Below are 24305 nucleotides of genomic sequence, written 5' to 3'. Positions count from 1 at the left end.
ATGAAACGTGATGAATCACAACCTGGGGTACACCCAGATCCAGTCCCGGATGAAGAGTCAGATCCGGCCACTAAACCGGCACCGACCCAACATCCAGATCCGGACCCGGAACAGGACAATGACGACTCAAACTAAGGACGCCGATGCTTGATCGGCGATTCATACAAAAAGGGATTTCCGATCAATGTCGGAAATCCCTTTTTACTGTTATTTCTTCGGTGCCGGGCTGCGATACTCGGTCATCTTGTCGAATTCTTTCTCATTGAAATACTCGACGACGACGAAATCGCCGACCGGGCATTCCCAACGGTCTTTGGCGATTTGACACTCTTTCAGTGTCACTTTCTGGTCGTACATATCAAGCTCGAGCGTGTCCTTCAAAAACTGATCGACTTGTTTGTCGTTAATTTTGAAGTATTCGCTCAAGATGATGTCTTCGCCTCTGTCGTTCGTATGCGTCATCACTTTAAAAAATCTCATTGGTGTACCTTCTTTCGTCTGTAAGCTGAATTCTCAGTATAAAGGAGCTGGCCTGATTTGGGAACCGTCATCCCGGTTTCCATAGAGATGCCCCTTCCGTGTTGAATGTGAAAGGGGCTCGTCTCATTTTAATTTGTGGCGGTTCGGTGGTGCCTCGTTGAACGGTTGTTTATGGCGAATGATCAGCCAGAACAACAAACCGAACAAGGGGATATAAGGCAGAGGCCACAAACTCATCTTGTAGCGCTTGGCATCCCGATTCATCAACGTGATTTGGATGAAGGCGAGCAAGAAGAAATCGACCGTCATCGTCCGGACGAACTGGTTCTGTTCGACGTAAGACCAATATTCGGCCACGTTCCCGGTCGTTGAGGCGGCGATGAACAAGCCGATCGTGACGAGCAAGAGCAGCACCCCGAGCAGTCGCGTCGGGAGCGGCTTAATCGGTGTCGGATAAGGCGACTGCCGCGCGAACGCCAAGTACGGGGCGATGATGAAGCCGCCGACGACGAAACCGGTCGCTGCCGGTAAGAGCGGGTTCGGGCGCAACTGGTTCACCTCGGACCAAAGAAGCGGGAACAAGGCGAGCGGATAGACGCCTAGGATGCTGAAAAGGGAAAGCGAATATCCTTCATAGGCGTCCGTGTTATACGTGATGAAATCGAGCAAAAACCGGCTCGAGAACGGTTCATTCGGGCCGAGGAGCGCGATCGCGATCGCGGCGGCCCACGGAATGAGTAAAAACTTTCTAGTCATGCCCAACACCTCGAGTCTGTCTCTGTTTCCATTAGTATACCCCGGAATCAAGCGAACAAAAAATGAGAAGTGTCAATCGACACGTTCTCATTGGTTTTCACGAGCATACGCTTTAATCATCGTCACGAGTTGCTGGGTCTCGTCTGAGTCTGATTCGAGTCGGATCCCGTAATCATATAGGCTTCCCATTTGTCCGCGGTGGCGGACGTGACCTGTCAGATCGAGCGGTTGAATCAACGGGACGAGGTCGAGTTTGACTTGGACTTTCAATCCTTCAGAAAGTGGGAATAAGTAGTCGCACCGCATCTTCAGACCGTGGGCACTGATATTGAGCAGTTGTGCTTCCCCGTCATGCAGTTCTTTGTCTTCCCAAATGAGGCGATATGGGATGAAGCGGGGATTCGGTAAAATATAGCGAAACGTTTCTTGTCGTCGATAGCGCATCGGTTCACCTCATTTCTCTACCTAGATTATCGGCTATTTGTGGCGATTCGTGAAGGGGGGAGCCACCAAAATTTAGGAAGCGCGGTTTACAGAATTGCAAACGCTTTCTATAATAGAAAGACAGAGTTGGTGAAGGAGGGATCGTATGAATGTCAAGGACTTACTCCGACGCTATTCGATCGACGAACCAATCATCTACGCGAAAAATCTACACGGGCAGTGGGTCAAAATCGAGCAACTGCCGCCCTACACCATACTAGAGGTCGAGGCGACGGACGAGGCCATCGAGGCGCTCGCCATCGACGCGTACGTGGCACTCACCGTTTGTCGGGAGAAATCGTCGCTTGAAGATGCACGCCCTTATGCGGTGCGGCTCCATATCAAAGGAAAGTAAAAACCGCGAGCCGATGGGCTCGCGGTTTTGCTTAGGCTGCTTCTTCTTTTTCGTCGTCCTGTGGGACGGTCCGTTTCGCATAATACATGAACGGCGTCGCCATCCATGCGATGATGAACTTGGCGACATATGTCGTGATGAATATGTTCCACCAGATATCCCATTCCATGCCCCAGAAGGCGATCGTACAGAAAGTGAGCGTATCGATGAACTGAGAGACGACGGTCGAACCGGTCGTCCGAAGCCACAGTTTTTTCTCACCCGTCTTGGCGCGAATCTTCGAATAGATGAAGACGTCGAACAGTTGCGAGACGAGGTACGCGGCGAGGCTACCGAGCGTGATGAGCGGAAGCATCGAGAACAGCGCTTCGAAGCTCTCATGCATGAACAGTGCTTCTTCAAACGGCTCATAGAGCAATGCATATTGCATGAGCAGGGTCGAGACGATCAAGATGAAGAAGCCGAGCCAGACGCCTTTACGGGCGGTGTGACGACCGTATTTTTCATTCAAGATGTCTGTCGCTAAATAAAGGGAACCGTAGACGATATTCCCGAGAGTAAAGATGAAACCACCGATTACAATCTGCTGCGTCACTTGGATGTTGGCGACGACCGAGGCCATCGCAATCCAGGCGAACAGTCCGACGCGTCCGAACAGCTTATAGCTGAGGACGAGTAGACCGAGCGTGAGCAAGGCAGAAGGAATCCATAACCATTCATTGAGCATGGGGATCGTACTCCTTCCAAATCATTCATTCTGTCAACTTTACAAGTTTATAGAGGAACGGAAACCGTGTCAAGACAGTTTCCATGACTAAACGGAAAAAGCTCTCACCATAGTTTTTGGTGAGAGCGATATATCTAGTTGGTATGCCATTATACACCACTTAGATTAATGGAGATACCTTTCATAAGCGATGACAGGTAATTCAATCGGCTGCGCGCTTCTTCCCAATATGCCCAATCGTCAGCCTCTAAAAACTGCGAGATTCCCTCGCTGACGGTTGTGAGTTCGTTTAATACGCTGGTCAGCCCTTCACGGTCGATGCCTGACGCGTCAGATTCGACAAGGTGATCGAGCGCCGGGAGAATCTCATCAATGTCGGCACGGACGGATTCGAGCCCTTCCCGGTTACTGTCGATTTGCGCAGAGATTTCGTCGAGCGGACGATCTTCACAAGACTTCCCACAGGGGAAAATCGATTGCTCTGATTCACGCAAAGACCCGAGTGTGTCACTGCTCAGAGATTCGAGATACCCTAAAAAGATTGTGATTTCTTCTTTGGTCGGGACGGGCTCGGAGAAAGGTTGCGTCTCAGATACATCAATCACGACATGTTTAGCTTTCGGGGATGAGTCAGACGTAGGAACTGTCGTCTGTTCAGTACAGGCGGCCAATAAGGCGACGGTAGCAAGTATGATGAGGATACGTTTCATATCGAGTCTCCTTTATAGATAAGTATTTATTCATCATACCATTTATTGGAATATCAGGATGGGCGATCGACAATAAAAAAGCACTCTCTCAAGGTTTGAGAAAGTGCTTGTGTTGGTCCGTGTCACGGAATGCGTTTGATGCCTCCGACGAGAATCGAACTCGTGCTGCAGCATTACCATTTCTATTTTGGTTTTTCGTGGGAATGAGAACGCTTGAGAATTCGCGCCGTTATGCGGGTTGATGGTCTTGAATTTGTAAGAAAGTAGTTGGAAAAACTGTGAATTCGCCTGTGCATGGGCGGTAAGTGTGCACGTTACTGTGCACGATTTTTACATAACTTCATTGTTGATTCGGGACCGTGTAAACGTCTTCGGCGCGCATATTTTGCATAAGCGTGATTGCTTCATCGACCGCCGCATTGGCGTCGTCCCATGTCGCCCAATCTTCTTTCAGCATAATTGGGGTGATGAGTTCTGAGACTCGTTCAAATTCACTGGCAAGCTCGTCCCGTTGCGTAAAGTCGATATTCTCCGAACTGCCGACGGGGATAACGCGTAGGTCAATAGCGAAATCGTGAAGACTTCGTTGCAGTCCGAACATTTCGTTGTTCGCCGATTCGAGTTGCAACACCCACTCCTCACCAGGGACATCAGGGCATAGCTTTCCGCATGTTCGCGTCAAGGCAGATGCTAACTGTATCGTCTCACGTCCTTGTTCCACCGTCAGTGCGATTGCTTTGAAAAACTCAGCTTCCTGTTCCGGAGTATCAAAGAACGCATCGACAGTGTCATCGGTCGGCTCTAAAATTGAATCTTTGTCCGTTTCTTTTGGTTCAGCCACGGTAGCCTCTTTACTCATTGCGAAGGTTGCGCGTTTGACGATTAAATACTGGCCATCCTCGACACTTACATACTCTGTGGTTTCGAACATCGAGTTTCCGACCATGTCCCCATCTGGCGAAGAATCAGTCTTTACCTCATAATAGCCGTGATAATCTTCATCAGCAGCAGTGAGCTTGTACTCACCGGCGTCGATGTCTGTACCGACCTTATAAGTGCCTGGCCCATATTCGCCATCCGCGAGTATCATTGTTTCCGTCTGGTCCGTCGCTGTTTCGACTGCCGAATCGTCTTCTTGTAAGCTGGTTGCTCCTATTAAAATGAGAATCCCAAGAACCCCAGCCGCCAAGATAATGCTCGATTGATGGACGCGACGCTTGTTTTGCTTGTGTTGGTAGACGGATTCGTCACCCTCAATGACTTTCTTGATAAAATAACTTCTCGCCATGAACGCGATTCCCGCCGTCAACATCAAGATTATGTTCAGAGCGTAATACCAGTCGACTGACATCAAAAAACACTCCCTTCTTTCATCGAGTCTATTGTAACATCATCTAAACTATGTATACCCATATTTGTTAAATGGAGTATCTAATTGTAATTAGACACCAATAAATAATATTAATGAATGATATTTTGTAAGTTTTAGGAAGCGTCCAAAAGTGGCTCGGAAATCGGTTATAATATCACTTGAAAGGTGGGCAAATTATGAAAATTATATCGGCAGTGATTTTATTATGTAACTCTTTATGGATGACGATTTATTTGTATGGCGAGTATGCTATTAGTTCCACTAAATTTAATGCTTCTTTAATAATATTTCCTGTAGCACTTTTTATACTGTCTATCATTTTCTTTTTCACTTCTAAAGAGAGCTATCAACCTAAAGAAAACAAATTGAATGATCAGTTAAAAGTTTAGAAAAGATTAGGGAATACATCAAATAAGCGTCCTTCGGGGCGTTTTTTGTCGTCTGTCAAAGTTGTGTTCACGGATAAATAAAAAGCACCTCCTGTCATAAACAGGAAGTGCTCTGAACCGCTTGATTGAGCGGTATTCTTGATGCCTCCGACGAGAATCGAACTCGTGCTGCAGCATTACCATTGCTGAGGTCTGCCACTAACCTACAGAGGCGGTTACATCTAGTATGTTACACAGTCTGATCTGAAATTTCAAGCTTTTTTAGAATAATAAGACCCCCATCCTTCTCAAAGTGAGAAGGGCGGGGGTGCGTTGAATCAAGCTTACTTCGTACGGACCCAAACGGCTCCAGCCGAGTTGTCTTTCGCTTCGCCGACGACGTCGACGACGAGACCGTATTGTGGAAGTTTACGGCCCGCATCCGGGATGAGCGAGTTGATATACGTGTTGGCGTCGTTGAATTGCTTCACGCCTGGTTGAGCTTTGTAGTCATAGATGCCACGGCTCGGTGAGTCGATGTACCATGGGAGCGTCTTATCTAAGCTGAACGCCGCGTCGGCGATTTGGTAACGCGTGCTGCCCGTGACTGTCTCTTTCCCGTTCAAGTTGCCGATGATCGCCTCAGGGTGTGAGTCGACGACACCTAGGAAACCTTCACCCGGGTGAATCCCGACCCAGTTGTCTGAGAACGAATCATCCGCATACCAGACGACGAGACCTGTGTTGTACTTGACGCCACGGCCGTTCAAGAGACCAGTATCAGCGCCTACATGGTTGCGCCATTCGAGGTAGTAGTAGTGCGGTTTCGTGTCATAGCCGTCCGACTTGACGAAGCCGTCGAGTGTGACTTTCTCTGCGCCTTCCGCATCGTCTGCGAGAAGTGATTGACCGCCTGACGTGATTGACAAGTTGTCGAGTGCGAACCCTTCAAGGGCAAGTCCACCGTCTGTCACGTATTCGAAGACGATTTGCACGTCTTGACCCGCGAATTGAGACAAGTCGTACGATTTGTTCACCCAAGCGCCGTTCGTCGATTCCGCACCGTTTCCAGTGTTGTCATCGCCATAGACGTCAAGGACGACTTCTTTGCCGCCGCTGAGTGCTTTCACGTACAAGTAGTCGTAGTCAAACTCGACATCAAAACGTGTGTCGAACGCGAGCGTGCCGTCCGCACCGAGTTTGACCGTCGGTGTAGCGAGTTCGGTATGCAAGTTATCGCCTTTCGTCGAGTAGTAGTAATACTCGCCGTATGCTGGCTCGATGCCTTTTACTTTCTTGTCAGGAAGATTTACTTTCAACAAACCAGGGTTCGTTGATTTCGTCACCGATTGATCGAGTTTCGAGACGAAACCTTGTTGTGTGATGTCTTCAAGATCGACTTCCGTGATGTTCGCCCAGTTGCCGCCCATCAATTTTTGGAAGTACTCTTTGTTTTGTGGCGAGAAGCTCGTCGGCTCAGTACCTGCCACTTTACCGGCCCAACTGCCGCCACTCATAATCGACCATGATTGGATCGGCTCGCCTTGGCCTGTGTACTGTGTGTCATATTCATCTGGAAGACCGAGGTCGTGACCATATTCGTGAGCGAAGACGCCGACTGCGCCGTCTTCCGGTTGAATCGTGTAATCGAATGCCGCCATTTGACCGCCCCAGTATGGGACGTCGGCTGTCGTTCCAGCTACACGGTAAGGGCTGTTCCCGACGACCCAACGGTGTGACCAGACTGCATCATCACCAAGGACACCGCCACCCGCTTCTTGGCCGGTACCGGCATGGATGATCATCAAGTGGTCGACCAAGCCGTCCGGCTCGTTGAAGTCGCCGTCACCGTCGAGGTCATATAAATCGTATTCATCATATTCGGCGAGGTCCATGCCTGAAGCGACTGCCGCGTTCAACGTGTCTTTAACGAGTTGACGCGGACCTGGTCCGATGTTGTCATTCCCGCCAGCCGGATTGTCACCACCATAGTCTTTCGCCGTGCCTGGGACGGTCAACCAGTCAGAAACCGTGCCGTCGACCGTGTAGCTGCCGCCCGACTGCTCTTCATAATACTGTTTGAACGTTTGGACTTTTTCACCGTTGAACAGTTCGAACGACTCGTCGCCGAACATATACTGCTCGTAGTGTTCTTTACTGAAGTTGTCGCTATAAAGATAACCTTCTTCTTGGACGACGTTGTTATGTTTGAAGTCGCTATATTCGACGAGAAGGACGAGTACTTTGTCTTCACGGACGGCGCCGTTATAGCCAGCTTGCTTGGCCGGGTCGACTTTGACTTGGCCGTTCGGCTTGCCTTTCCGATAGTTCGCTTGTCCTTTTTTCGCTTTGTCGAGGAGACGTTTCGATTCTTTCTCGAATTGGTTATGTATCTTCTCTTTTGCTTCAGCGGCTTTATCGTTCAAGCCGTGCTTATGGACGTCTTGCGCATTACCTTGCTTCTTCTCGATATAGGCATCGACGGCCTTTTGGCGCTCGGTGGCCGAAAGCCCTTTTTTGATGACGCCTCGTTTCTCGAGCGCTTTGGCGAGCCGATCCTCATCGATGATGTTGTGATCGAATGGAGCATTCGTGCTTGGGGTTGGTAGCGGTGAGGCGGCGAGTGGAGCGGCACCGACGGCCGGGATCGCACTGACGCTCATGACCGATGTCAGCGCGACGGCGAGCGTCGTGCGACGGATGGAACGTTTTTTCATTTGTACTAACCTCCTGTGAAAATAATGGGAAATTGTGTGAGCTTGAATCCAACATTAAACTTGTGTCAGATTAATGTCAATATTCAGAAAATAAGAATCGAAAAAAGAGACTTTCGTCCCGATTGGTCCTAAAGACCTAAGGGGTCAAGTCTCTACATCGATGATGCCGTAATGAAATTTGGATGTTTTGCGAACAATCCTTGTAAAACCAAACGTTTCGAACGTCTCACTCTCAAAATGAGCCTTTAGGACAATCCGTCTGGCCGCGACACGACGGGCCTCCGTCATGAGTTCAAGAGACAGTGGATTCGTGTTGGCGAGTGAACGTAATGGGTTCAAGTGAACCGATTCTGAAATCGTCTTTTCGAACATCGGATCGAAGTAGACGACGTCGAACGAATCGTCCGGGCATGATTTCAAATAGGTGAGGGCATCCGTCCAGACGACCTCGAGTCGACGCATCGCCTCATTGACCGCATCGTGTTTCTCTTCCCAGACGGTCAAGCCTTCTTTGACGAGCATCGCGGTGACGAACTCACTCTCGAGACCGACGGCGCGACCGGTCGGACCGACGGCATGACTGAGGACGATGCTGTCCGAGCCGAGCCCGAGTGTGCAGTCGAGGACGCGGTCACCTGGTTTGATTGCGGCAGCATCGACGAGCGGGTCGTTCCCACCGCGCGCAAGTTGCTTCACACGGAAAACCGAGCTCGATGGGTGGAAAAAGAACGGTTCATCTCCGTCGAGTGGGGTATATTCGACACGGCGCTTATCAAAGACGAGGACGCCTGTCTGGTGGCGTTGCTTTAACGTGTCGATGGAGTGTTTGCGTCGGGGGATAAAACGGACGTCGTACGTTGCTGCGTGAGCCGCGGCCCGTTCGATGGTTGCCTCGGTTGGGCGTAAACAAGTCGTAACGATATAGGTCATAGCATCTCCTTACTGAAAAAATGAGACGCGGAGGCGTCTCATTTTTTCTTGCTGAGTAAATCCGACAATTCATCGATGAGCGCCTTATGCGAGGCGAGTTCTTTCTTCTTCTCATCATTCGGGTTGATCGGGCGTTTCGAGCGGCTTTGAAGCGCTTCGAGCGTCTCATCGATTGACGATTTGAGCGTATCACGATCTTCCGGCTTGAGCGTCACTTCATGCGGGTTTTCACCGCTTGCGTCGAGTTCACGCAGACGAGCCATCAACTGTTTTGCTTCTCGGTTCAAATCGGCGAGTAATCTGTCAATTTGTTCCAAGCGAAGCTTGATTCCATCACGTTCTGTAAACATTCGTTTCACCTCTTTTGTTGGGTAACCGTTAGGTATCTTCTCATTTACTTTACCATAATTATCGAAAGACGAAACTACCGGGAATATATTCCATTTTATTTGACTGAGGGAAACACTGTTTCTCTATGCCCACACGACATTCGACTGGTATACTGACTTAGCTAATAAGGAGGTGGTCGGATGCAGTCGACAACTCATCCACCAAAAGCGCTCAAAGGCGCCATTTTATCCATCACGACGTATTTGGTCTTATCTGTCCTAAAAGTCGTATTCGGTTATTTGTATAATTCGGAAGCCGTCCTCGCCGACGGATTCAATAACACGACCGATATCATCGCTTCAATCGCCGTTTATATCGGCATTCGCATCGCCGCACTGCCCCGGGACGCGGAACATAAATACGGGCACGCCAAGATGGAGACACTCGCCGCACTCGTCGCATCACTGATCATGGTCGCCGTTGGGGTGTTCGTTCTATTGAACAGTATCGCCACTCTGATAGGGGGCGAATACGTGGAACCGAACCCGCTCGCGGCCGTCGTCGCGTTCGTGAGTGCGCTCGTCATGTTCGGCGTATATGCGTACAATTCGAGATTGGCCAAGCAGACCCGGTCACTCGCCTTGAAGGCGGCAGCGAAAGACAATCTCGCCGACGCCATGATTTCAATCGGGGCGACGCTCGGCGTCCTGTTTGCCTACTTTAAATTGCCGTGGATGGATACGGTGCTCGCCGTCCTCATCGCGGGGATGATTATCCGGACGGCGATTCAAATCTTTCTCGACGCGACCCATCAGCTCTCGGACGGGTTCCCACCGGACCTTGTCGATTCGTATGAAGAGACGATCCAACACTTTGATGCCGTCAAGGAAGTCCGTGAAATCAAAGGACGCCACCTCGGCAATCACGTCATGCTCGATGTGACGATTGCCGTCGAAGGAAGCCTCACCGTCGAGGAGGCGCACGATTTATGTGATGACATCGAGCGCGAACTCGACGAACACCATGCCGTCGATACAGTCCACATTCACATCGAACCGGTCTGATTTCGGTTATCTTTTGCGCTTCACGGCGCCGTTCGTATATAATGAGTGTGGAAAGACAATGAGATAACTGTTAAGGAGGGCACGGGATGGAAATCGTGCGTCAACCTATTCGTCAGATTGATGAGATCGAATATGAGCATTTTAAAAAATACGGTCAAAGTTCTTACGGCATGTCAGCCGAAGAGTTAAAAGGCATCTTTGTCGAGATGGGCGAAGAGCAGGTGTACTCAGCCGACGCCCATAGCTATGGGGAGGACTTCTATTACGACCTCCGTGTCGATGGTCAAGTCGTCGGAAAAGTGTTGCTCTTGAAACTGGCTCGCGTCTATCAGCTTGATTTGATGGTGTTCGACCCATTCAAAGACAAGGGTTATGCGACTGAAGGGCTTCGCCTCGCGCTCGAGCAGTCCGATTTGAAAGAAGGGCATACGGTCCGCGCCGGCATCCCGCCGACGAGTCCGCATCAGGAAGCGGTACGCCATGTCCTCGAGAAGAACGGCTTCGAGAAACGGAACGGCCTTTATTATTTAAACTTTAAAAAACGATATGTAATCAACCATTGAACTGACGGCGTCTAACGCGTCAGTTTTTTCGTATGGAGGTTTTTGAGATGAAACAAGTGACAATCAATGACATCGCCAAATTGGCCGGAGTTGCGAAAAGCACCGTTTCCCGTTACTTGAACGGGGGCTCGGTCGGACAGGCGACCCGCGACAAGATTGAGCGCGTCATCCAAGAGACGAACTATGAGCCGAACCAGTTCGCGCAAAGCTTGAAGTCGAAACAGACAAAAATGATTGGTGTCATCGTGCCGCGGCTCGATTCCTATGCCGCTTCGCGGACCATGATGGGCATCGATGAACGACTGACCGAACGCGGGTATCAAATGCTCGTCGTCAACACGGCCCAACAGACCGAACGGGAAATCGAGCAGTTGTATAACTTGGCGAAACAAAAAGTGGCCGGTATCATCTGGCTCGGGACGACCGTGACGGAGCGACACTTGCAGGCAATACAAGACATTCAAATCCCCGTCTTATTGATCGGTCAGGAACATGGACACGTTCATAGCCTCGTTTATCCCGACTTTGACGCGGCGTACGCCCTCGGAAAGCAGTTCATGGATTGGGGACATCGCGACATCATCTATGTGGGCGTCGAGGAGTACGACATCGCCGTCGGTCAAACGAGACGTGATGGTTTCTTACGCGCCTTCAACGAGGCAGGGGCGGATGTGAAGACGTACACGACGTCATTTAAAATCGATGACGCGATTCCGATTGGGGCTCAGATAGGGCATGAGCTGTCGGCGTCACTCGTCGTCTGTGCGACCGACAACATCGCACTCGGCGTGTTGAAGGGACTTGCCAACGCCGGCAAGACGGTCCCGGGCGACATCTCGGTGAGTGGATTTGGAGGCTATGATTTTACCGAAGTGCTCCATCCGTCCATCACGACGGTCCACCTCCCATACCGTCGGACCGGATCCCGAGCGGCTGACATGATTCTCCAGTTGTTAACAGGTGAAACCATCCCGATGAAAACGTTCACAACTTTTGAATTAAAACTGCGCGAAAGCGTTGACATTTTAAATTAAATCGTTTACATTTGTGTTGCGGAACCGGTTCCGCAACATTTTTTTATTTGTTTTTGGAACCGGTTCGACAGATGCTACGAAGCAATACATTCAGACATGGAGGTGGACGGATGAATACCGTACATTGCATTGGTGAACTATTGATTGATTGGGTTTGTGAGGACGCGTCGAGCGACCTCGTCAACGGGACGACATTCGTGAAGAAAGCAGGGGGCGCACCGGCAAACGTCGCGGCCGTCGTCAGCAAACACGGTGGAAGCTCGAGCTTCCTCGGTCAAGTCGGGGCTGACCCGTTCGGCCGATTTTTAAAACAGACGCTCGTTGATAACGGTGTCGGCGTCGAGAACCTCGTTGAGGAAGGTGACACGACGTTCGCGTTCGTCTCGATTCAAGAAGACGGAGAACGGGACTTCACGTTCCGCCGCGGCAGCGACGGTGACTACGCGTTCGAGTCGATTGACTTGTCGGCATTCAAGTCTGGAGACATCGTCCATTTCGGGTCGGCGACGGCGCTCCTCGACGGCGAGTTAAAGAACGCCTACTTCAAACTTCTTCAGTTCGCCAAACGTGACGGCCTGTTCGTCTCGTTCGATCCGAACTACCGTGACGCGCTTGTGACCGACCTCGAGGCGTTCAAACAAGATTCGCTCCATTTCATCGCTGAATCCGACTTCGTCAAATTGAGCGAAGAAGAGGCGCACTTGTTGACGGGGCTTGAAGATTTGAATCAAGCGGTCGCGTCACTGCTTGAAGCGGGTGCGAAACGAATCGCCATCACGCTCGGCTCGCGCGGGACGCTGATTGCGACGAAAGATGTCGAAGATGTCATCGCTTCAGTGAAAATCGACAGCGTCGATTCGACGGGAGCGGGCGACGCCTTCGTCGGAGCCTATCTATATCGGTTGTCGACACTCGGGATGGATGACGACCGACTCTTGCAGGACATCGAATATGCGAACGTGACCGGTGCATTGACATGCACTGCATACGGCGCGATTCCAGCCATACCAACACAACAACGCGTGCTTGAAGCGCTAGGAGGGAAACCAGCATGAACTACAGACAAGAAGCAGAAGCGATTTTAGAGGCAATCGGCGGAAAAGACAACGTCGCCGCCGCGGCCCACTGTGCGACCCGGCTCCGCCTCGTCTTGAACGACGAATCGAAAGTCGATGAGAAGAAGTTGGACGCCTTAGACGTCGTCAAAGGGACGTTCTCGACGGGTGGCCAATATCAAATCATCATTGGTACAGGTACGGTCAACAAGGTATACGCCGAATTCGCTCAACTGACAGGCCTCGGCGATATGTCGACAAGCGACGTCAAGTCGGCCGGTGCGAAGAAAGGCAACCCACTCCAACAGTTCGTTAAGATGTTGTCTGATATTTTCGTCCCGATCATCCCGGCCATCGTCGCCGGTGGTCTCTTGATGGGGATCAACAACTTGCTCACGGCACCTGATTTGTTCTTCGAAGGCAGCTCATTGATTGACCAGTACCCTGGCATCGCCGACCTCGCCGCGATGATCAACACGTTCGCCAACGCCGCCTTCGTCTTCTTACCTGTCCTGATAGGTTTCTCCGCCGCCAAGCGGTTTGGGGGTAACCCGTACCTTGGCGCCGCGCTCGGGATGATCATGGTTCACCCGGATCTCGTCAACGCCTACGCGCAAGCAACGGTTGGCGATATTCCGGTTTGGAATATTCTCGGCTTTGAAATCGAGAAGCTCGGTTACCAAGGACAAGTGTTACCGGTCCTCGTATCCGCTTATATCTTGTCGAAACTTGAAATCAATATCCGTAAATTCATGCCAGCTTCACTCGATATCTTGCTCACACCGCTCCTCTCGCTCCTCATCACAGCGTTCGTCACGTTCGCTTTCGTCGGACCGATCACGCGTGAAGCGGGTAACTTGATTATCGACGGTCTCGTTTGGACGTACGACTCACTCGGCTTCTTCGGCGGTCTCGTCATGGGTCTCTTGTACGCACCAATCGTCATCACAGGGATGCACCACAGCTTTATCGCCATCGAGACACAACTTCTCGCGGATATCGCCCGCACAGGCGGGTCGTTCATCTTCCCGATCGCCGCGATGTCGAACGTCGCGCAAGGTGCGGCCACACTCGCCGTCTTCTTCTTGACACGTGATCAAAAGATGAAAGGTGTCGCTTCGGCATCTGGTATCTCGGCACTCCTCGGAATCACGGAGCCGGCCATGTTCGGGGTCAACTTGAAACTACGCTATCCGTTCATCGCGGCCATCATCGGCTCAGGAATTGCCTCGGCGTTCATCGTCGGACGTGAAGTCCTCGCCGTCGCCCTCGGTGCGGCAGGTCTTCCAGGGATTATCTCGATTGCACCAGCGTCAATCGTCTCGTATATCATCGGGATGGCCATTGCCTTCGCGGTCGCCTTCGGATTGACGTTCGTGCTCGCAAAACGCCAAGCGAAAAAAGAAGCAGTAAAAGAAGCAGCTTAAGAAAAAGGAAGTGATGTTATGAGTTGGACGAAGGCAGAGCGTTATCGCTCGTTACGTGACGTGAGTGCCCTCGAGATGGAGACGCTCCGCACAAAGACGGCGGCTTCCCCGTGGCGGTTCGGATACCATATCCAACCGCCGACGGGACTCCTGAACGACCCGAACGGATTCGCATATTACAACGGGGAATATCACATGTTTTATCAGTGGTTCCCGCTTGGACCGGTACACGGTCTCAAGCATTGGTATCATGTCACATCACCCGACCTCGTCACGTGGACGGACCGCGGGGTAGCGTTAGTCCCGGAGACGACCGAAGATTCACACGGTGCCTATTCAGGCAGCGGGTTCGTGAAGGACGGAGAACTCCACGTCATGTACACCGGCAATCACCGGACGGATGACTGGACGCGTCACGCCTCGCAGGTCATCGGTGTATTACGAGACGGCAAAATCGAACGTCGGAACGTCGCGATCCCGGACGTGCCGGCCGGGTACACGGAACACTTCCGTGACCCGAAAGTATGGCTCGAGGACGGCATCTATTACGCCGTCGTCGGCGCACAACGCACGGACGAGACAGGATGCGTCGTGTTGTACCGCTCGATCGACTTGGATGAGTGGACGTTTCTCGGTGAGATTAAGACGGGACTCGATTCGTTCGGCTACATGTGGGAATGTCCCGACGTGTTCGAACTGAACGGACAGCATGTCCTCGTCTTCTCGCCGCAAGGGATTGAACCGGACGGGCATCGCTATCACAACATCTATCAGTCCGGATTCTTGATCGGCAAGCTCGACCTTAAAACGTTGACGTTCACCCACGGCGCGTTCGAGGAACTCGACTTCGGTTTCGATTTCTATGCGCCGCAGACGACCGAACAAGACGGACGTCGCGTCCTCGTCGGATGGATGGGCTTGCCTGAGATCGAGTATCCGACGGACCGCTTCGGCTGGGCACACGCCTTGACGCTACCGCGAGTGCTCACAATTGAGGACGGGATGCTTAAGCAGCGTCCGGTGGCGGAGATGACAACGCTTCGCCGAGACACATTTCTCGACGCGACTGGCACGTCGGTCAGCGTCGCGACACCGGACCGTTACGAGCTGGAGCTGAAAACGGACGGCTTAGACTTCAGCCTCGACTTGCTTCAAGTCGGCGACGAGTCATTCGTCATCCGATACGACGCAGCGGCAGGCGAATTGACGATCGACCGGACGCATGCCGGCGAGACGTTCGCGACCGAGTATGGCACGACACGGACGAAAGCGATTGCCGTGACGTCGCTTCATTTGTTCGTCGACTCGTCAAGTGTCGAATGCTTTGTCAATGACGGAGAGGCGGTCGCGACACTCCGTGTCTTCCCGAGCGAGCTCGAGAAACAGTTGCGCTACGAAGGCGCGACTGCGAGCCTGACCGGTTGGACGTATCAATAAGGAAAAGCTGAGCTTCGGCTCGGCTTTTTTTGTTTGTCTATAAATGAAGTGGCTTGTGTTACTCTGAGAATAGGTAATAACTTACATATTAGATAGGGGGCGGTTTAGAAATGTGGATGATTTTAGGATTGCTCGCGATTGGCGCGACACTGGTCAATTTGTATACGTTTAGCGTCGGGAAAGATTACAAACTGCCGATGGCGCTTGCGTTATCGCTGACCGCGTTGACGGTGTGTGCAGATTACAGTTATTTGTCGGTCTGGGTCGAAGCGGAAGATTGGGGTGCATTGGCGGATGTCATCCCCGGCATGGGACGGGCATTATGGGTTCTCACCAGCATCTCGATTCTATTGAACCTATTGCCGATTTTCTTGGAGCGAACGAGGAGACGGGCATGAACGGATCACAATCCGATGTCAGAAATTGTGAAACCTTTCGTCCGGATTCTCGTAAATGATGACTATCAACGTGAATGGGGTGAAAGGCATGAAACTAAATCGAGCCATATTGACAGGGGCTTCGGTGATGATTAAGGCATTCATGGAACCAGATAGTTCTGAATTGAATAATGAAGAAATGATTCAAGCGCGAGTCGCTGAGTCGTCAGGGATCGGTTCGTTCAATGAGACGGATTTCATTATGTTCAATGGAGTCGAAAAAGTGAGACCGTTCGCAGACATGTTGCGCAATGCAGATGATGCGCTCGAAGATTCCATTCACGGGGAACCGGACTTTGATTTAGAGATTCATTGGAAGGGCGGGGTGATGGCGCAGTATCAACTATGGCTCGGACAGAAGCAGCAACCGAGCTATTTGATGGACGTGACCCATTCACACCTCATCTATCGCGTGTCGGCAGACATGACGAATCGGTTGATTCAAGTGCTCGGGGTGGACGAGTGATCGATAGACATGTGATGGGAACTTTACTAGCTTTCATCGCGTATATCAACCATACACAAACAAAGGGAGTCTATTTATGAAACAACGTCATATGTCAGTTCTTGGTTATATAATATTAGCCCTTACTTTGACTGGCTGCGGCTCGAACGATTTTCGGACGGATGGGATTGAAGAAGTCCGCGTCTCGAAATCGGACGGTTTTTCAAGTTTCCAAGAGCGCGATGTCGTCACGTTCGACGAGTCGGAATCGATTCGAGTATTCGAAGACATGCTGCGTGAGGCGGACGAGCTTCCCGGTGTCGCCAATTCGGTCGGTCCTGAATACGATATTGAGGTCCACTTCGAGGACGGGGAGACGAATCGCTATTACTTATGGCTGAACGATGATCCGAAATCCGTCAGTAGCCTTTATGACGCGGACGACACGAACATCGGGTACCGCCTCCCGGCTGACGTGACAGAGGAATTGATTGATCTGCTCGAGTCAGGCGACTAAAAAAGACGCCTGGAATGGCGTCTTACGAGTTGAAGCGGATAAAGCGCTCGATTTGTTGCTCGCTCTTCCGCGCTTGACGCCCAATCCAAATCAGATGACCAGGGCTGTTCAAGATGGTGAGTTGGGCGTGCGGAATGAGTCGCTTCGCATGATGCGCATGGCGGACCGGAACGGCCTTGTCATTTTTGGAGTGGACGATATACGTCGGGCACGTCACCCCGAGCAGCGCTTCATCGGTCACTTGTTGCCGCAGGTCGAACTGGGCACCGAGACCGAACGCCATTTGGTTCGCGACCCGTTTCAATAAGAAGATATCGTACGGGGTCACTTCGTCACGAATGACATCGAGTGCGAGCAGGCTCGTCGATTGAATCATGCGGGCCGTCGCTTCGAACGGCTGTTTTTGAATCGCCCGGAGGACGAACTTTCTCATGGCGAACTGTAGCGCGATGAACGCAGGTTGGGCGACGTTACGGCTGACGTAGTGCCGATACGGGAAGTCGACGACACTCGTCACTGCGGCCGCGAGCGTGAGACTGAGCGCATGCTCATTCTGCGACGCGAGCTCGATGGCGGTCGGTCCCCCGGCCGAGATGCCATACACGTGATACTGATCGATCGCCATGACTTCCATCATGCGACGCAAGCTAGCGGCGAATGCTTGCGGTGAGGCTGAAAATGAGTACGGAGTCTCACCGTAACCGGGACGGGATGGGACAATGACCCGAAAACCGGACACGACGAGCCGGTCCACATGGTACGGTTCGAGGCTTGACGACTGGGTCCCATGAATCAGGATGATGACCGGACCGTGACCTCGGTCCATATATTCGATTTTCGTGCCGTTGACGTGCGCGTAATGTTTCAAAACGGAATGGCCTCCTTAAACCGATTGTAATGGAAAATAACTTTATTTCATGGAAATAACATGCTACTGTCTGTTTATACATATTTTACATAGAGAAGTGAAAGGGGATTAAACCGTGAACAACCGAGAACGGTTACTCGAGGTGAGACGGTTTTTCGAACGCCACACAGATGACAATCATCCAAAGACGTTAGAAGACTTGCTCGAATATTTATCTACTATCGGAGATACTTCTAAGTTAGCAAAAAAATCAGTGAAAGACGACATCCAAGCATTGACCGATTCGGGGTTCGAGGTGCAGGATGAGCTCGAGAAGAACGGTCTCGCCAAAAAGTATTGGCATTCGGCCCGCTTGTTTGAAATCCATGAGCTCCGGATGATGGTCGATGCCATCGTCGCAGCCAAGTTCATCTCGGAGGACGTGACAGAGCGGATCGTCGAGAAACTTCAAAAACTGACGAGCATCCCGGAAGCGGAGACGCTCCAGTCGATTATCAAGACACCGAAGAAGAAACACGGACAGATTCCTTACCATATCGACCGCATCCAGCGCGCGATTCAAGAACAAAAAGCGATCTCGTTCCAATACACGGACGTCGTCGGATTTGACACCACGAAGCGGACGTTCCCGCTCCGCCGTGACGGCGAACGTTACGTCGTCAATCCGATTGACCTCCATTGGAACCATGAGCAGTATTATTTGATCGGCATCGATGAGTCGATCGGGGAAATCCGCAACTATCGTGTCGACCGCATCGTCAACTCAGAAATCGTCGAGGACGACACGCCGCGCATGAAACAACATTTGCCGGACGACTACTTCCAAAAGTCGTTCAACATGTACAACGGGCTCGACGAGGAAATCGTCCTCGCCGTCGACGAGCGGGTCCTTCCGGTCATCTTCGATAAGCTCGGTGAAGACGTCTCGATCGCGCAAGACGGTGACCGCTTCCTGATTCGATTTGACGCGGCCGTATCTGATGGCTTCGTCTTCTGGCTCTTGTCGCTTGGGACGCAAGTCGAGGTGCTCGAACCGGTGACACTCCGCGACCACATGCGCGAGACGATCGAGGCGATGGCCGGACGTTATGCGAAGGCGAGCATTCACTGAAACGATTGAAATGAAGGTATGATATACTGCTTGCGACACTTGTAGAAGGGGGACAGGCGGATGTTGAATTGGATGCCTTTAATCATTCCGATTGTCGCTGTCATTTTTGTCGCCGTCGTTGCAAGACGCGCCATGAAAATGGACCAAGAGAAATAAGTTAGGACGGACATCCTTCTCGTCATGAGGGGGATGTCTTTTCCATCATCAAAAGGAGGAGACCGTTGGATACGATTACCCATACGCTGTTCGGTCTGACGCTCTACGGGGCGGCCGATAAGCGAGACTTACAAACAAACGAAAAACGGGCCTTGTTCGTCACGACGCTCGTCGGGAGTCAAATCCCAGATAGTGACGTCATCTCGCGACTATGGGACACGGAAGGGATGTATCAGATGTGGCACCGTGGCATCACTCATTCGATTTTCCTCGTCCCGTTGTTCGCACTACTCATTTACATACTCGTGCGTCTCTTGTTCAAGGTGACCGATATCCGCTATTTCTGGTGGGCGCTATTGTCTGTGTTCATCCATAATACGTCGGACTTGTTCAACGCCTGGGGGACGGGTTACTTTGAACCGTTATCCGATGTCCGGGTCACTTTCGGCGTCATCCCGATTGTTGATTTCGTCTATTGGGGCATCTTCCTCGTCGCCTGGCTGATTGCACGTCGAACGGACGTCAGGCATAAGGTGTATCGCTACGCCTGGGCAGCAATCGTTGTGCACGTCTTGATTCAAAGTGCACAAGGCGCGTACTTGTATCAGTCGTATGCCGCCGATCACGACGAGGTGGCGTTGTCAGCCTCGTTCATCCCGACCCAGTTCACCGTGATCACGAAGACCGATGAGTCGGTGTCGATTTACAGCGACTCGGTCTATCAAAATCCTGAAGTCCAATACGAGTTGATGAGTGCCGACGATGCAGATCTTGCACCGCTCTTCGCCGAGAATAAAGAAGCGATCACGCTCAAACAGTGGTCCCAGTTCGTGGTCGTCGTCGAGGATGACGAGCGACTCGGTCTATATGACCCGCGCTTCTTTGACGGCGAGTCGTCGTTCTTATACGAATACATCGAATTGTAGGTGAGAAGATGCGACGTCTCCGTTATTTGTTAATCTTTGGTTACGAACAAGCACTCAGCTGTATCTTCCCGGTCGCCATCTTCGGAGCGCTCGCGCTGACGAAATGGTTCGACTTTCCGCTCCCACGCTATGACGTGCTACTCATCTGGTGTCTGTTCGTCCAAGTCGTGCTCGTCAAGACCGGGCTCGAGACGATGGAAGAAGTGAAGGTCATCAGCTGGTTCCATGTCATTGGGCTCGGCCTCGAGCTGTTCAAAGTCCAGATGGGGTCGTGGAGCTATCCGGACGAGGCGCTGACAAAAGTGTTCGGCGTGCCGCTCTATGCAGGCTTCATGTATGCGAGCGTCGGCAGCTACGTCGTCCAGTCATGGCGCCGGCTCGATTTGGAGTTTCTGAAGATGCCCCCACCGCTGATTGCGTTCGGTCTGGGCATTGCCATCTACTTCAACTTCTTTTGGCACCACATTTGGCTCGATTTACGCTGGGTGTTGATCGGTCTCGTCTTTCTCGTCTTCGGCCGGGCCATCGTCACGTATCGGCTCGACGACCGCCGTTTCACGATGCCTGTCGTTGTCGCCTTCTTTTTGATTGCCTGCTTCATCTGGTTCGCCGAGAATATCGTCACGTTCTACAATGGTTGGGCGTATCCGAATCAGCTGAGCGGCTGGGCGCTCGTCGACCTCGGCAAGTTGTCGTCCTGGTTCCTGCTCGTCATCATCAGCATCTTGCTCGTGGCGTGGCAGAAGCGGAGACAGGAACTCTCATAAAAAACGTGTGTAACCGTCGTTGGTTGCACACGTTTTTTAGGTCGTTTGTTGTTTGGAGCGGGCGATCATATGGATGATGAATATATAAAGCGGAAACGTCAATACGAGCGCGATGATCACTAGTCCGACGGCAGGACTTGGCCATGAAGCTTCACCAAGGGCGGGGACGATTTGTGTCCAGACATAGGTGAACAGCGCCAAATAAGGGAGCCATAACACGTACAGGGATAGGTTCCATAGTGAAGGTGCGAGTTGCCTGATACGTTTGATGATGAGCCGCGTGAACAAGATGAGTGAAACAAGACCGAACATAGTGATGGCTAGCATATAAGCATCACCCATCAACAAATAAAGCCGTTCGCTGTTGGCGAGCAGTTGAATGTTTAAGAGTAGGGTGAGCGCGAGCAGGATGGAGAGGTTTTGTAATTTGAGAAAGTGGGCCATATAGGACTCCTTAATCTGATAGGATGATGAAACATTTTTCGACAATATTCGTATAATATGAAAGAGGTGATCAGGTTGGCACAAATATTTATGTTTTGGTTTGTCGGATTCATGTGTGTGCTCTCGACGTTTATGTATGCATTACAGTGGCGGAGCGAGCGCAAACTGATGAAATTGCTAGGAGCTATATTCAGCATATGCATCGCAATCATTTGTTTTATGATCGCCGTACCTGATACATATGACCGCGCGCTTGGCCGTTATGAGACGGAAACTGGGAAGTACTACGTCGTTGACAATCAGTCGAAACAAGGCGGCGTGACGCTCTGGTTTGAAGAGGAGTCTTACGATTTTTCAGACATACCGGAGGACGTCGCATATGAGCCTGTCACGTTGTTTGATTGTACCGTCACGTTGACGAAAGTGAATTCGACTGGGGTTGACTATGTGCTGAAGTCGAAAGACGGCGATACGCTCTTTTCAACATACTAAAGTATTCTTCTGATTAGAAGGATACTTTTTTTAAATGATGTTCTGCCATTCGTCCTATAAATTCAATTATTATGTGAAATCTACTTTTCCGATAAAGCAAATGTGTGAGTGGAATAAATATCGTTAAGTTGTAACAACACTGATTTCAATGTGGAAACTGTCGAATCAAAAGACTATTTAAATTTCTGAAATTTTCGGAATATTGTTTTTATTCATAAATGATTATGATAAAATCATAACAGTGTAAATGGAGATTTTTTACTTTGGGATGAGAGATATGCTTTATTTTGGAATCGAATCTATGGAACCTATAGGTTATGGTCTATAAGTAAGCTCGAAACGGTTATGAGAATGTACTTGTATTTTGAAAGGAGAGAACCGGATGAATTGGATTGCTCAAAAATCGGCTCAGTTTTTCATCACCATATTTGTATTGATTGCGATCAGTGCCTTGCCGTCACTCGTCGTGCAACTCGAGTTCGTGCCAGCGAACTACTGGAACGGGCTCCAACAACAGTTCAGCCAATTGGCGAAACTCGATGAGATTACATACTACAACGTCACCGCACAACGCGAGTTACCGTTATTGCCAGATCTCGCCCCGCTCATGAAAGAGACGGTCATCATCTTTATGACGTCACTCGTCGTCTCGGTCGGGTTCGCGCTTTTGTATGCTTATTTCTTTTATCGGAGCGGCAAACGCGTGCGCACGGTGCTCCAACAAACGAGTCAGACGCTCGAGATGATCCCGGATTTATTTTGGCTCATCTTCTCGCAATTCCTCGCCATCACGTTTTATAAGAAGACAGGGTTCGATCGGATTGAAGTCGCTGGTGGGTTCGCCGAATACATACGCTTTTTACCGATTGTGACGTTGACGCTTACGATTCTGTTCTTCTTCCTCAAATGGTTGACGAAACATATCCTCGAGGAAGAAGTGTCGTTGTTTCTCGAGCTGGCGCGGGCCAAAGGCGTCCGACCGGCCGCCTTGTTCTGGAGACACTTGTTGCCGAATTTGGTGTATCGCTTCTACCTCTTTTTCCGTTCGAACTTAATCACGGTGCTATCGAGTCTGTTGATTATCGAGTATTTGTTCAACGTCCAAGGTATTTTCCGGTTCGCCGTCTATAACCCGGTCATGCCGATTCTGCTCGTCATCTTGTTGGTCGTTTATATCCCGATTTTCCTATTGGATTTAGTAGCGGAATGGCTCATTCCGAATGCCTGGAAAGGAGGGATTTGATGCGTCGTGCACTCCTACGCGATCCGATCTTTATGATTGGATTCGCGATATTTGTCAGCTTGTTGTTACTCAGTATCGGCAATACCGTATTCCGTGATGGCCAAGTCGATCAATTCTTGAACCGTTACTCCGATGAAGGTCGGTTGATTGGCATCCCGCCACTCGAACCATCGAAAGATCAGTGGCTCGGTACCGACCGGGCCGGGAACGATTTGTTCCAAATGATGATTGAAGGCTTCAAGTGGACGGTTGGTATTTGTGCGGTTGTTGCGCTCGGACGAATGGCACTCGGTTTATTGATTGGAATTCCGCTCGCTTTTCGCGGGGCGCGCGTGAACCGAATCTTCAAAATGGTGTTAGATGGTTTTTTGATTCTACCCATCTCTTTGTTGGCCATGATGATGCTGTTCCCGTCCTTTTTCTTCGCAGACTCAACCATGGTGCCGCCGCTATTGGACCGCGTGACGCTGCAGTTGACGGTGTTCGTGGCGCTCGGATTGCCTGCTGTCACACTCTATTTGATTACCGAGGTCCGGCAGTTGCTCAAACAAGAGTTTATGATTGTCGCCGAGACGTTAGGCGGCAGCGTGTGGCACCGGACAAGGCGTCATCTGTGGCCACACCTCGTCCCGACATTGGTCATCGTCTTCATGCAGCAATTCGTGCAAACACTGATGTTGCTCATCCACCTATCGTTGTTCGGCGTCTTTTTCGGGGGGACCGTCTTCCTGTTTGAAGGGGTCCGACCGACACTGTTTGAATGGTCGTCGATGTTCGGTTTTTATTTCAAGCAGTTCACAGCGACGACGTGGATGACCAACCATATGTTCCTTGTCCCGGCCCTCGGACTGTCTATGCTCGTCTTTCTCAGCAACTTGCTGACGAGCCGACTCGAGCGGGCGTTCCGGTTGCGACGTCAAGAAGCGGTCGTCACCGAAGAGACGATATCTGAAGCGGAGGCGGCAGCCGCGTCACTCGTGGATCCGTTCACACTCGTGCATGAGGATAGCTCGTTTCAAAAGATGAATCAAAAGAAAGCGGACGGCATCACACACTGATGTCATCCGCTTTCTTTTAGTACTTGATTATCG

Annotated in this window: 28 protein-coding genes and 1 tRNA gene; 17 read left to right on the top strand and 12 right to left on the bottom strand. The window is 51.0% G+C overall.

Annotation, left to right across the window (positions count from 1 at the left end; genetic code table 11):
• Entirely contained in the window at nt 1–135 is a 135-nt protein-coding gene (locus ACZ2GZ_RS08155; protein WP_021067349.1) for a hypothetical protein, read from the top strand.
• Nucleotides 136–207: 72 nt separating this feature from the next.
• On the opposite strand, the gene ACZ2GZ_RS08150 is transcribed toward ACZ2GZ_RS08155, so the two are convergent.
• The 3 genes from ACZ2GZ_RS08150 to ACZ2GZ_RS08140 form a co-directional block, all read right to left on the bottom strand.
• Nucleotides 208–480 carry a hypothetical protein gene (locus tag ACZ2GZ_RS08150; RefSeq protein ID WP_021067350.1) on the bottom strand — a complete coding sequence of 91 codons (273 nt, stop codon included), beginning with the start codon at nt 478–480 and terminating at the stop codon, nt 208–210.
• 123 nt (nt 481–603) lie between these two features.
• Nucleotides 604–1236, bottom strand: coding sequence for a hypothetical protein (locus tag ACZ2GZ_RS08145; protein ID WP_029595552.1), 633 nt, complete (start codon nt 1234–1236; stop codon nt 604–606).
• Between the two features lie 87 nt (nt 1237–1323).
• Complete coding sequence (locus ACZ2GZ_RS08140; protein ID WP_021067352.1) at nt 1324–1680, bottom strand: PilZ domain-containing protein; 357 nt, start codon at nt 1678–1680, stop codon at nt 1324–1326.
• 145 nt (nt 1681–1825) lie between these two features.
• Here ACZ2GZ_RS08140 and ACZ2GZ_RS08135 point away from each other — a divergent pair, with 145 nt between their 5' ends.
• Nucleotides 1826–2074 carry a hypothetical protein gene (locus ACZ2GZ_RS08135; protein ID WP_029595550.1) on the top strand — a complete coding sequence of 83 codons (249 nt, stop codon included), beginning with the start codon at nt 1826–1828 and terminating at the stop codon, nt 2072–2074.
• Between the two features lie 31 nt (nt 2075–2105).
• Here the strand turns inward: ACZ2GZ_RS08135 and ACZ2GZ_RS08130 are convergent, their stop codons facing one another.
• The 7 genes from ACZ2GZ_RS08130 to ACZ2GZ_RS08100 all read right to left on the bottom strand — a co-directional run bounded on the left by ACZ2GZ_RS08130 (nt 2106) and on the right by ACZ2GZ_RS08100 (nt 9248).
• Nucleotides 2106–2801: a queuosine precursor transporter gene (locus ACZ2GZ_RS08130; RefSeq protein ID WP_214713657.1), complete on the bottom strand. Its 696-nt coding sequence runs from the start codon at nt 2799–2801 to the stop codon at nt 2106–2108.
• Nucleotides 2802–2950: 149 nt separating this feature from the next.
• Nucleotides 2951–3511 carry a putative periplasmic lipoprotein gene (locus ACZ2GZ_RS08125; protein WP_214713655.1) on the bottom strand — a complete coding sequence of 187 codons (561 nt, stop codon included), beginning with the start codon at nt 3509–3511 and terminating at the stop codon, nt 2951–2953.
• A gap of 340 nt (nt 3512–3851) precedes the next feature.
• Nucleotides 3852–4862: a hypothetical protein gene (locus ACZ2GZ_RS08120; protein ID WP_214713653.1), complete on the bottom strand. Its 1011-nt coding sequence runs from the start codon at nt 4860–4862 to the stop codon at nt 3852–3854.
• Nucleotides 4863–5414: 552 nt separating this feature from the next.
• Nucleotides 5415–5485 (bottom strand) — tRNA-Thr (locus tag ACZ2GZ_RS08115).
• Nucleotides 5486–5595: 110 nt separating this feature from the next.
• Entirely contained in the window at nt 5596–7968 is a 2373-nt protein-coding gene (locus tag ACZ2GZ_RS08110; RefSeq protein ID WP_214713651.1) for an immune inhibitor A domain-containing protein, read from the bottom strand.
• A gap of 144 nt (nt 7969–8112) precedes the next feature.
• Nucleotides 8113–8898: a class I SAM-dependent methyltransferase gene (locus ACZ2GZ_RS08105; RefSeq protein ID WP_029595547.1), complete on the bottom strand. Its 786-nt coding sequence runs from the start codon at nt 8896–8898 to the stop codon at nt 8113–8115.
• A 38-nt stretch (nt 8899–8936) separates the two neighbouring features.
• Nucleotides 8937–9248, bottom strand: coding sequence for a hypothetical protein (locus tag ACZ2GZ_RS08100; RefSeq protein WP_021067357.1), 312 nt, complete (start codon nt 9246–9248; stop codon nt 8937–8939).
• Nucleotides 9249–9428: 180 nt separating this feature from the next.
• On the opposite strand from ACZ2GZ_RS08100, the gene ACZ2GZ_RS08095 reads away from it, so the two are divergent.
• From ACZ2GZ_RS08095 to ACZ2GZ_RS08055, 9 genes are all read left to right on the top strand, one after another.
• Entirely contained in the window at nt 9429–10292 is an 864-nt protein-coding gene (locus ACZ2GZ_RS08095; RefSeq protein WP_021067358.1) for a cation diffusion facilitator family transporter, read from the top strand.
• An 86-nt stretch (nt 10293–10378) separates the two neighbouring features.
• Nucleotides 10379–10855, top strand: coding sequence for a GNAT family N-acetyltransferase (locus ACZ2GZ_RS08090; protein ID WP_021067359.1), 477 nt, complete (start codon nt 10379–10381; stop codon nt 10853–10855).
• Nucleotides 10856–10902: 47 nt separating this feature from the next.
• Entirely contained in the window at nt 10903–11889 is a 987-nt protein-coding gene (locus ACZ2GZ_RS08085; protein ID WP_021067360.1) for a LacI family DNA-binding transcriptional regulator, read from the top strand.
• 110 nt (nt 11890–11999) lie between these two features.
• On the top strand, nt 12000–12944 hold the full coding sequence (locus ACZ2GZ_RS08080; RefSeq protein WP_214713650.1) for a carbohydrate kinase family protein: 945 nt from the start codon (nt 12000–12002) through the stop codon (nt 12942–12944).
• Nucleotides 12941–14371, top strand: coding sequence for a sucrose-specific PTS transporter subunit IIBC (locus ACZ2GZ_RS08075; RefSeq protein ID WP_021067362.1), 1431 nt, complete (start codon nt 12941–12943; stop codon nt 14369–14371). Before ACZ2GZ_RS08080 ends, ACZ2GZ_RS08075 begins: the two co-directional genes overlap by 4 nt.
• 18 nt (nt 14372–14389) lie before the next feature.
• Entirely contained in the window at nt 14390–15808 is a 1419-nt protein-coding gene (locus tag ACZ2GZ_RS08070) for a sucrose-6-phosphate hydrolase (protein WP_214713648.1), read from the top strand.
• A 110-nt stretch (nt 15809–15918) separates the two neighbouring features.
• On the top strand, nt 15919–16206 hold the full coding sequence (locus ACZ2GZ_RS08065; protein ID WP_029595544.1) for a hypothetical protein: 288 nt from the start codon (nt 15919–15921) through the stop codon (nt 16204–16206).
• A gap of 88 nt (nt 16207–16294) precedes the next feature.
• Nucleotides 16295–16711, top strand: coding sequence for a YhfM domain-containing protein (locus ACZ2GZ_RS08060; RefSeq protein ID WP_214713646.1), 417 nt, complete (start codon nt 16295–16297; stop codon nt 16709–16711).
• Nucleotides 16712–16787: 76 nt separating this feature from the next.
• The gene (locus ACZ2GZ_RS08055; RefSeq protein WP_214713644.1) at nt 16788–17207 is read left to right on the top strand and encodes a YhfM domain-containing protein; all 420 of its coding nucleotides are present in this window, start codon (nt 16788–16790) and stop codon (nt 17205–17207) included.
• Nucleotides 17208–17229: 22 nt separating this feature from the next.
• Here ACZ2GZ_RS08055 and ACZ2GZ_RS08050 read toward each other — a convergent pair whose 3' ends face one another.
• Entirely contained in the window at nt 17230–18075 is an 846-nt protein-coding gene (locus ACZ2GZ_RS08050; protein ID WP_029595539.1) for an alpha/beta fold hydrolase, read from the bottom strand.
• A 115-nt stretch (nt 18076–18190) separates the two neighbouring features.
• Between ACZ2GZ_RS08050 and ACZ2GZ_RS08045 the strand changes: the two genes are divergently transcribed.
• The 3 genes from ACZ2GZ_RS08045 (at nt 18191) to ACZ2GZ_RS08035 (ending at nt 21035) form a co-directional block, all read left to right on the top strand.
• Nucleotides 18191–19186, top strand: a complete 996-nt coding sequence (locus ACZ2GZ_RS08045; protein WP_029595538.1) for a helix-turn-helix transcriptional regulator — start codon at nt 18191–18193, stop codon at nt 19184–19186.
• A 221-nt stretch (nt 19187–19407) separates the two neighbouring features.
• Nucleotides 19408–20268, top strand: coding sequence for a metal-dependent hydrolase (locus ACZ2GZ_RS08040; RefSeq protein WP_214713642.1), 861 nt, complete (start codon nt 19408–19410; stop codon nt 20266–20268).
• An 8-nt stretch (nt 20269–20276) separates the two neighbouring features.
• The gene (locus ACZ2GZ_RS08035; protein WP_214713640.1) at nt 20277–21035 is read left to right on the top strand and encodes a DUF817 domain-containing protein; all 759 of its coding nucleotides are present in this window, start codon (nt 20277–20279) and stop codon (nt 21033–21035) included.
• A 36-nt stretch (nt 21036–21071) separates the two neighbouring features.
• Here ACZ2GZ_RS08035 and ACZ2GZ_RS08030 read toward each other — a convergent pair whose 3' ends face one another.
• On the bottom strand, nt 21072–21479 hold the full coding sequence (locus ACZ2GZ_RS08030; RefSeq protein ID WP_214716403.1) for a hypothetical protein: 408 nt from the start codon (nt 21477–21479) through the stop codon (nt 21072–21074).
• A gap of 75 nt (nt 21480–21554) precedes the next feature.
• Here ACZ2GZ_RS08030 and ACZ2GZ_RS08025 point away from each other — a divergent pair, with 75 nt between their 5' ends.
• From ACZ2GZ_RS08025 to ACZ2GZ_RS08015, 3 genes are all read left to right on the top strand, one after another.
• Nucleotides 21555–21971, top strand: coding sequence for a hypothetical protein (locus ACZ2GZ_RS08025; protein ID WP_470295177.1), 417 nt, complete (start codon nt 21555–21557; stop codon nt 21969–21971).
• Between the two features lie 382 nt (nt 21972–22353).
• Nucleotides 22354–23214: an ABC transporter permease subunit gene (locus ACZ2GZ_RS08020; protein WP_214803879.1), complete on the top strand. Its 861-nt coding sequence runs from the start codon at nt 22354–22356 to the stop codon at nt 23212–23214.
• Nucleotides 23214–24272 carry an ABC transporter permease gene (locus tag ACZ2GZ_RS08015; RefSeq protein WP_214716413.1) on the top strand — a complete coding sequence of 353 codons (1059 nt, stop codon included), beginning with the start codon at nt 23214–23216 and terminating at the stop codon, nt 24270–24272. Before ACZ2GZ_RS08020 ends, ACZ2GZ_RS08015 begins: the two co-directional genes overlap by 1 nt.
• Nucleotides 24273–24305: the final 33 nt, after the last annotated feature.

Source organism: Exiguobacterium sp. KKT215 (genome assembly GCF_055635335.1).
This window is presented reverse-complemented; position numbering and strand designations above follow the sequence as displayed.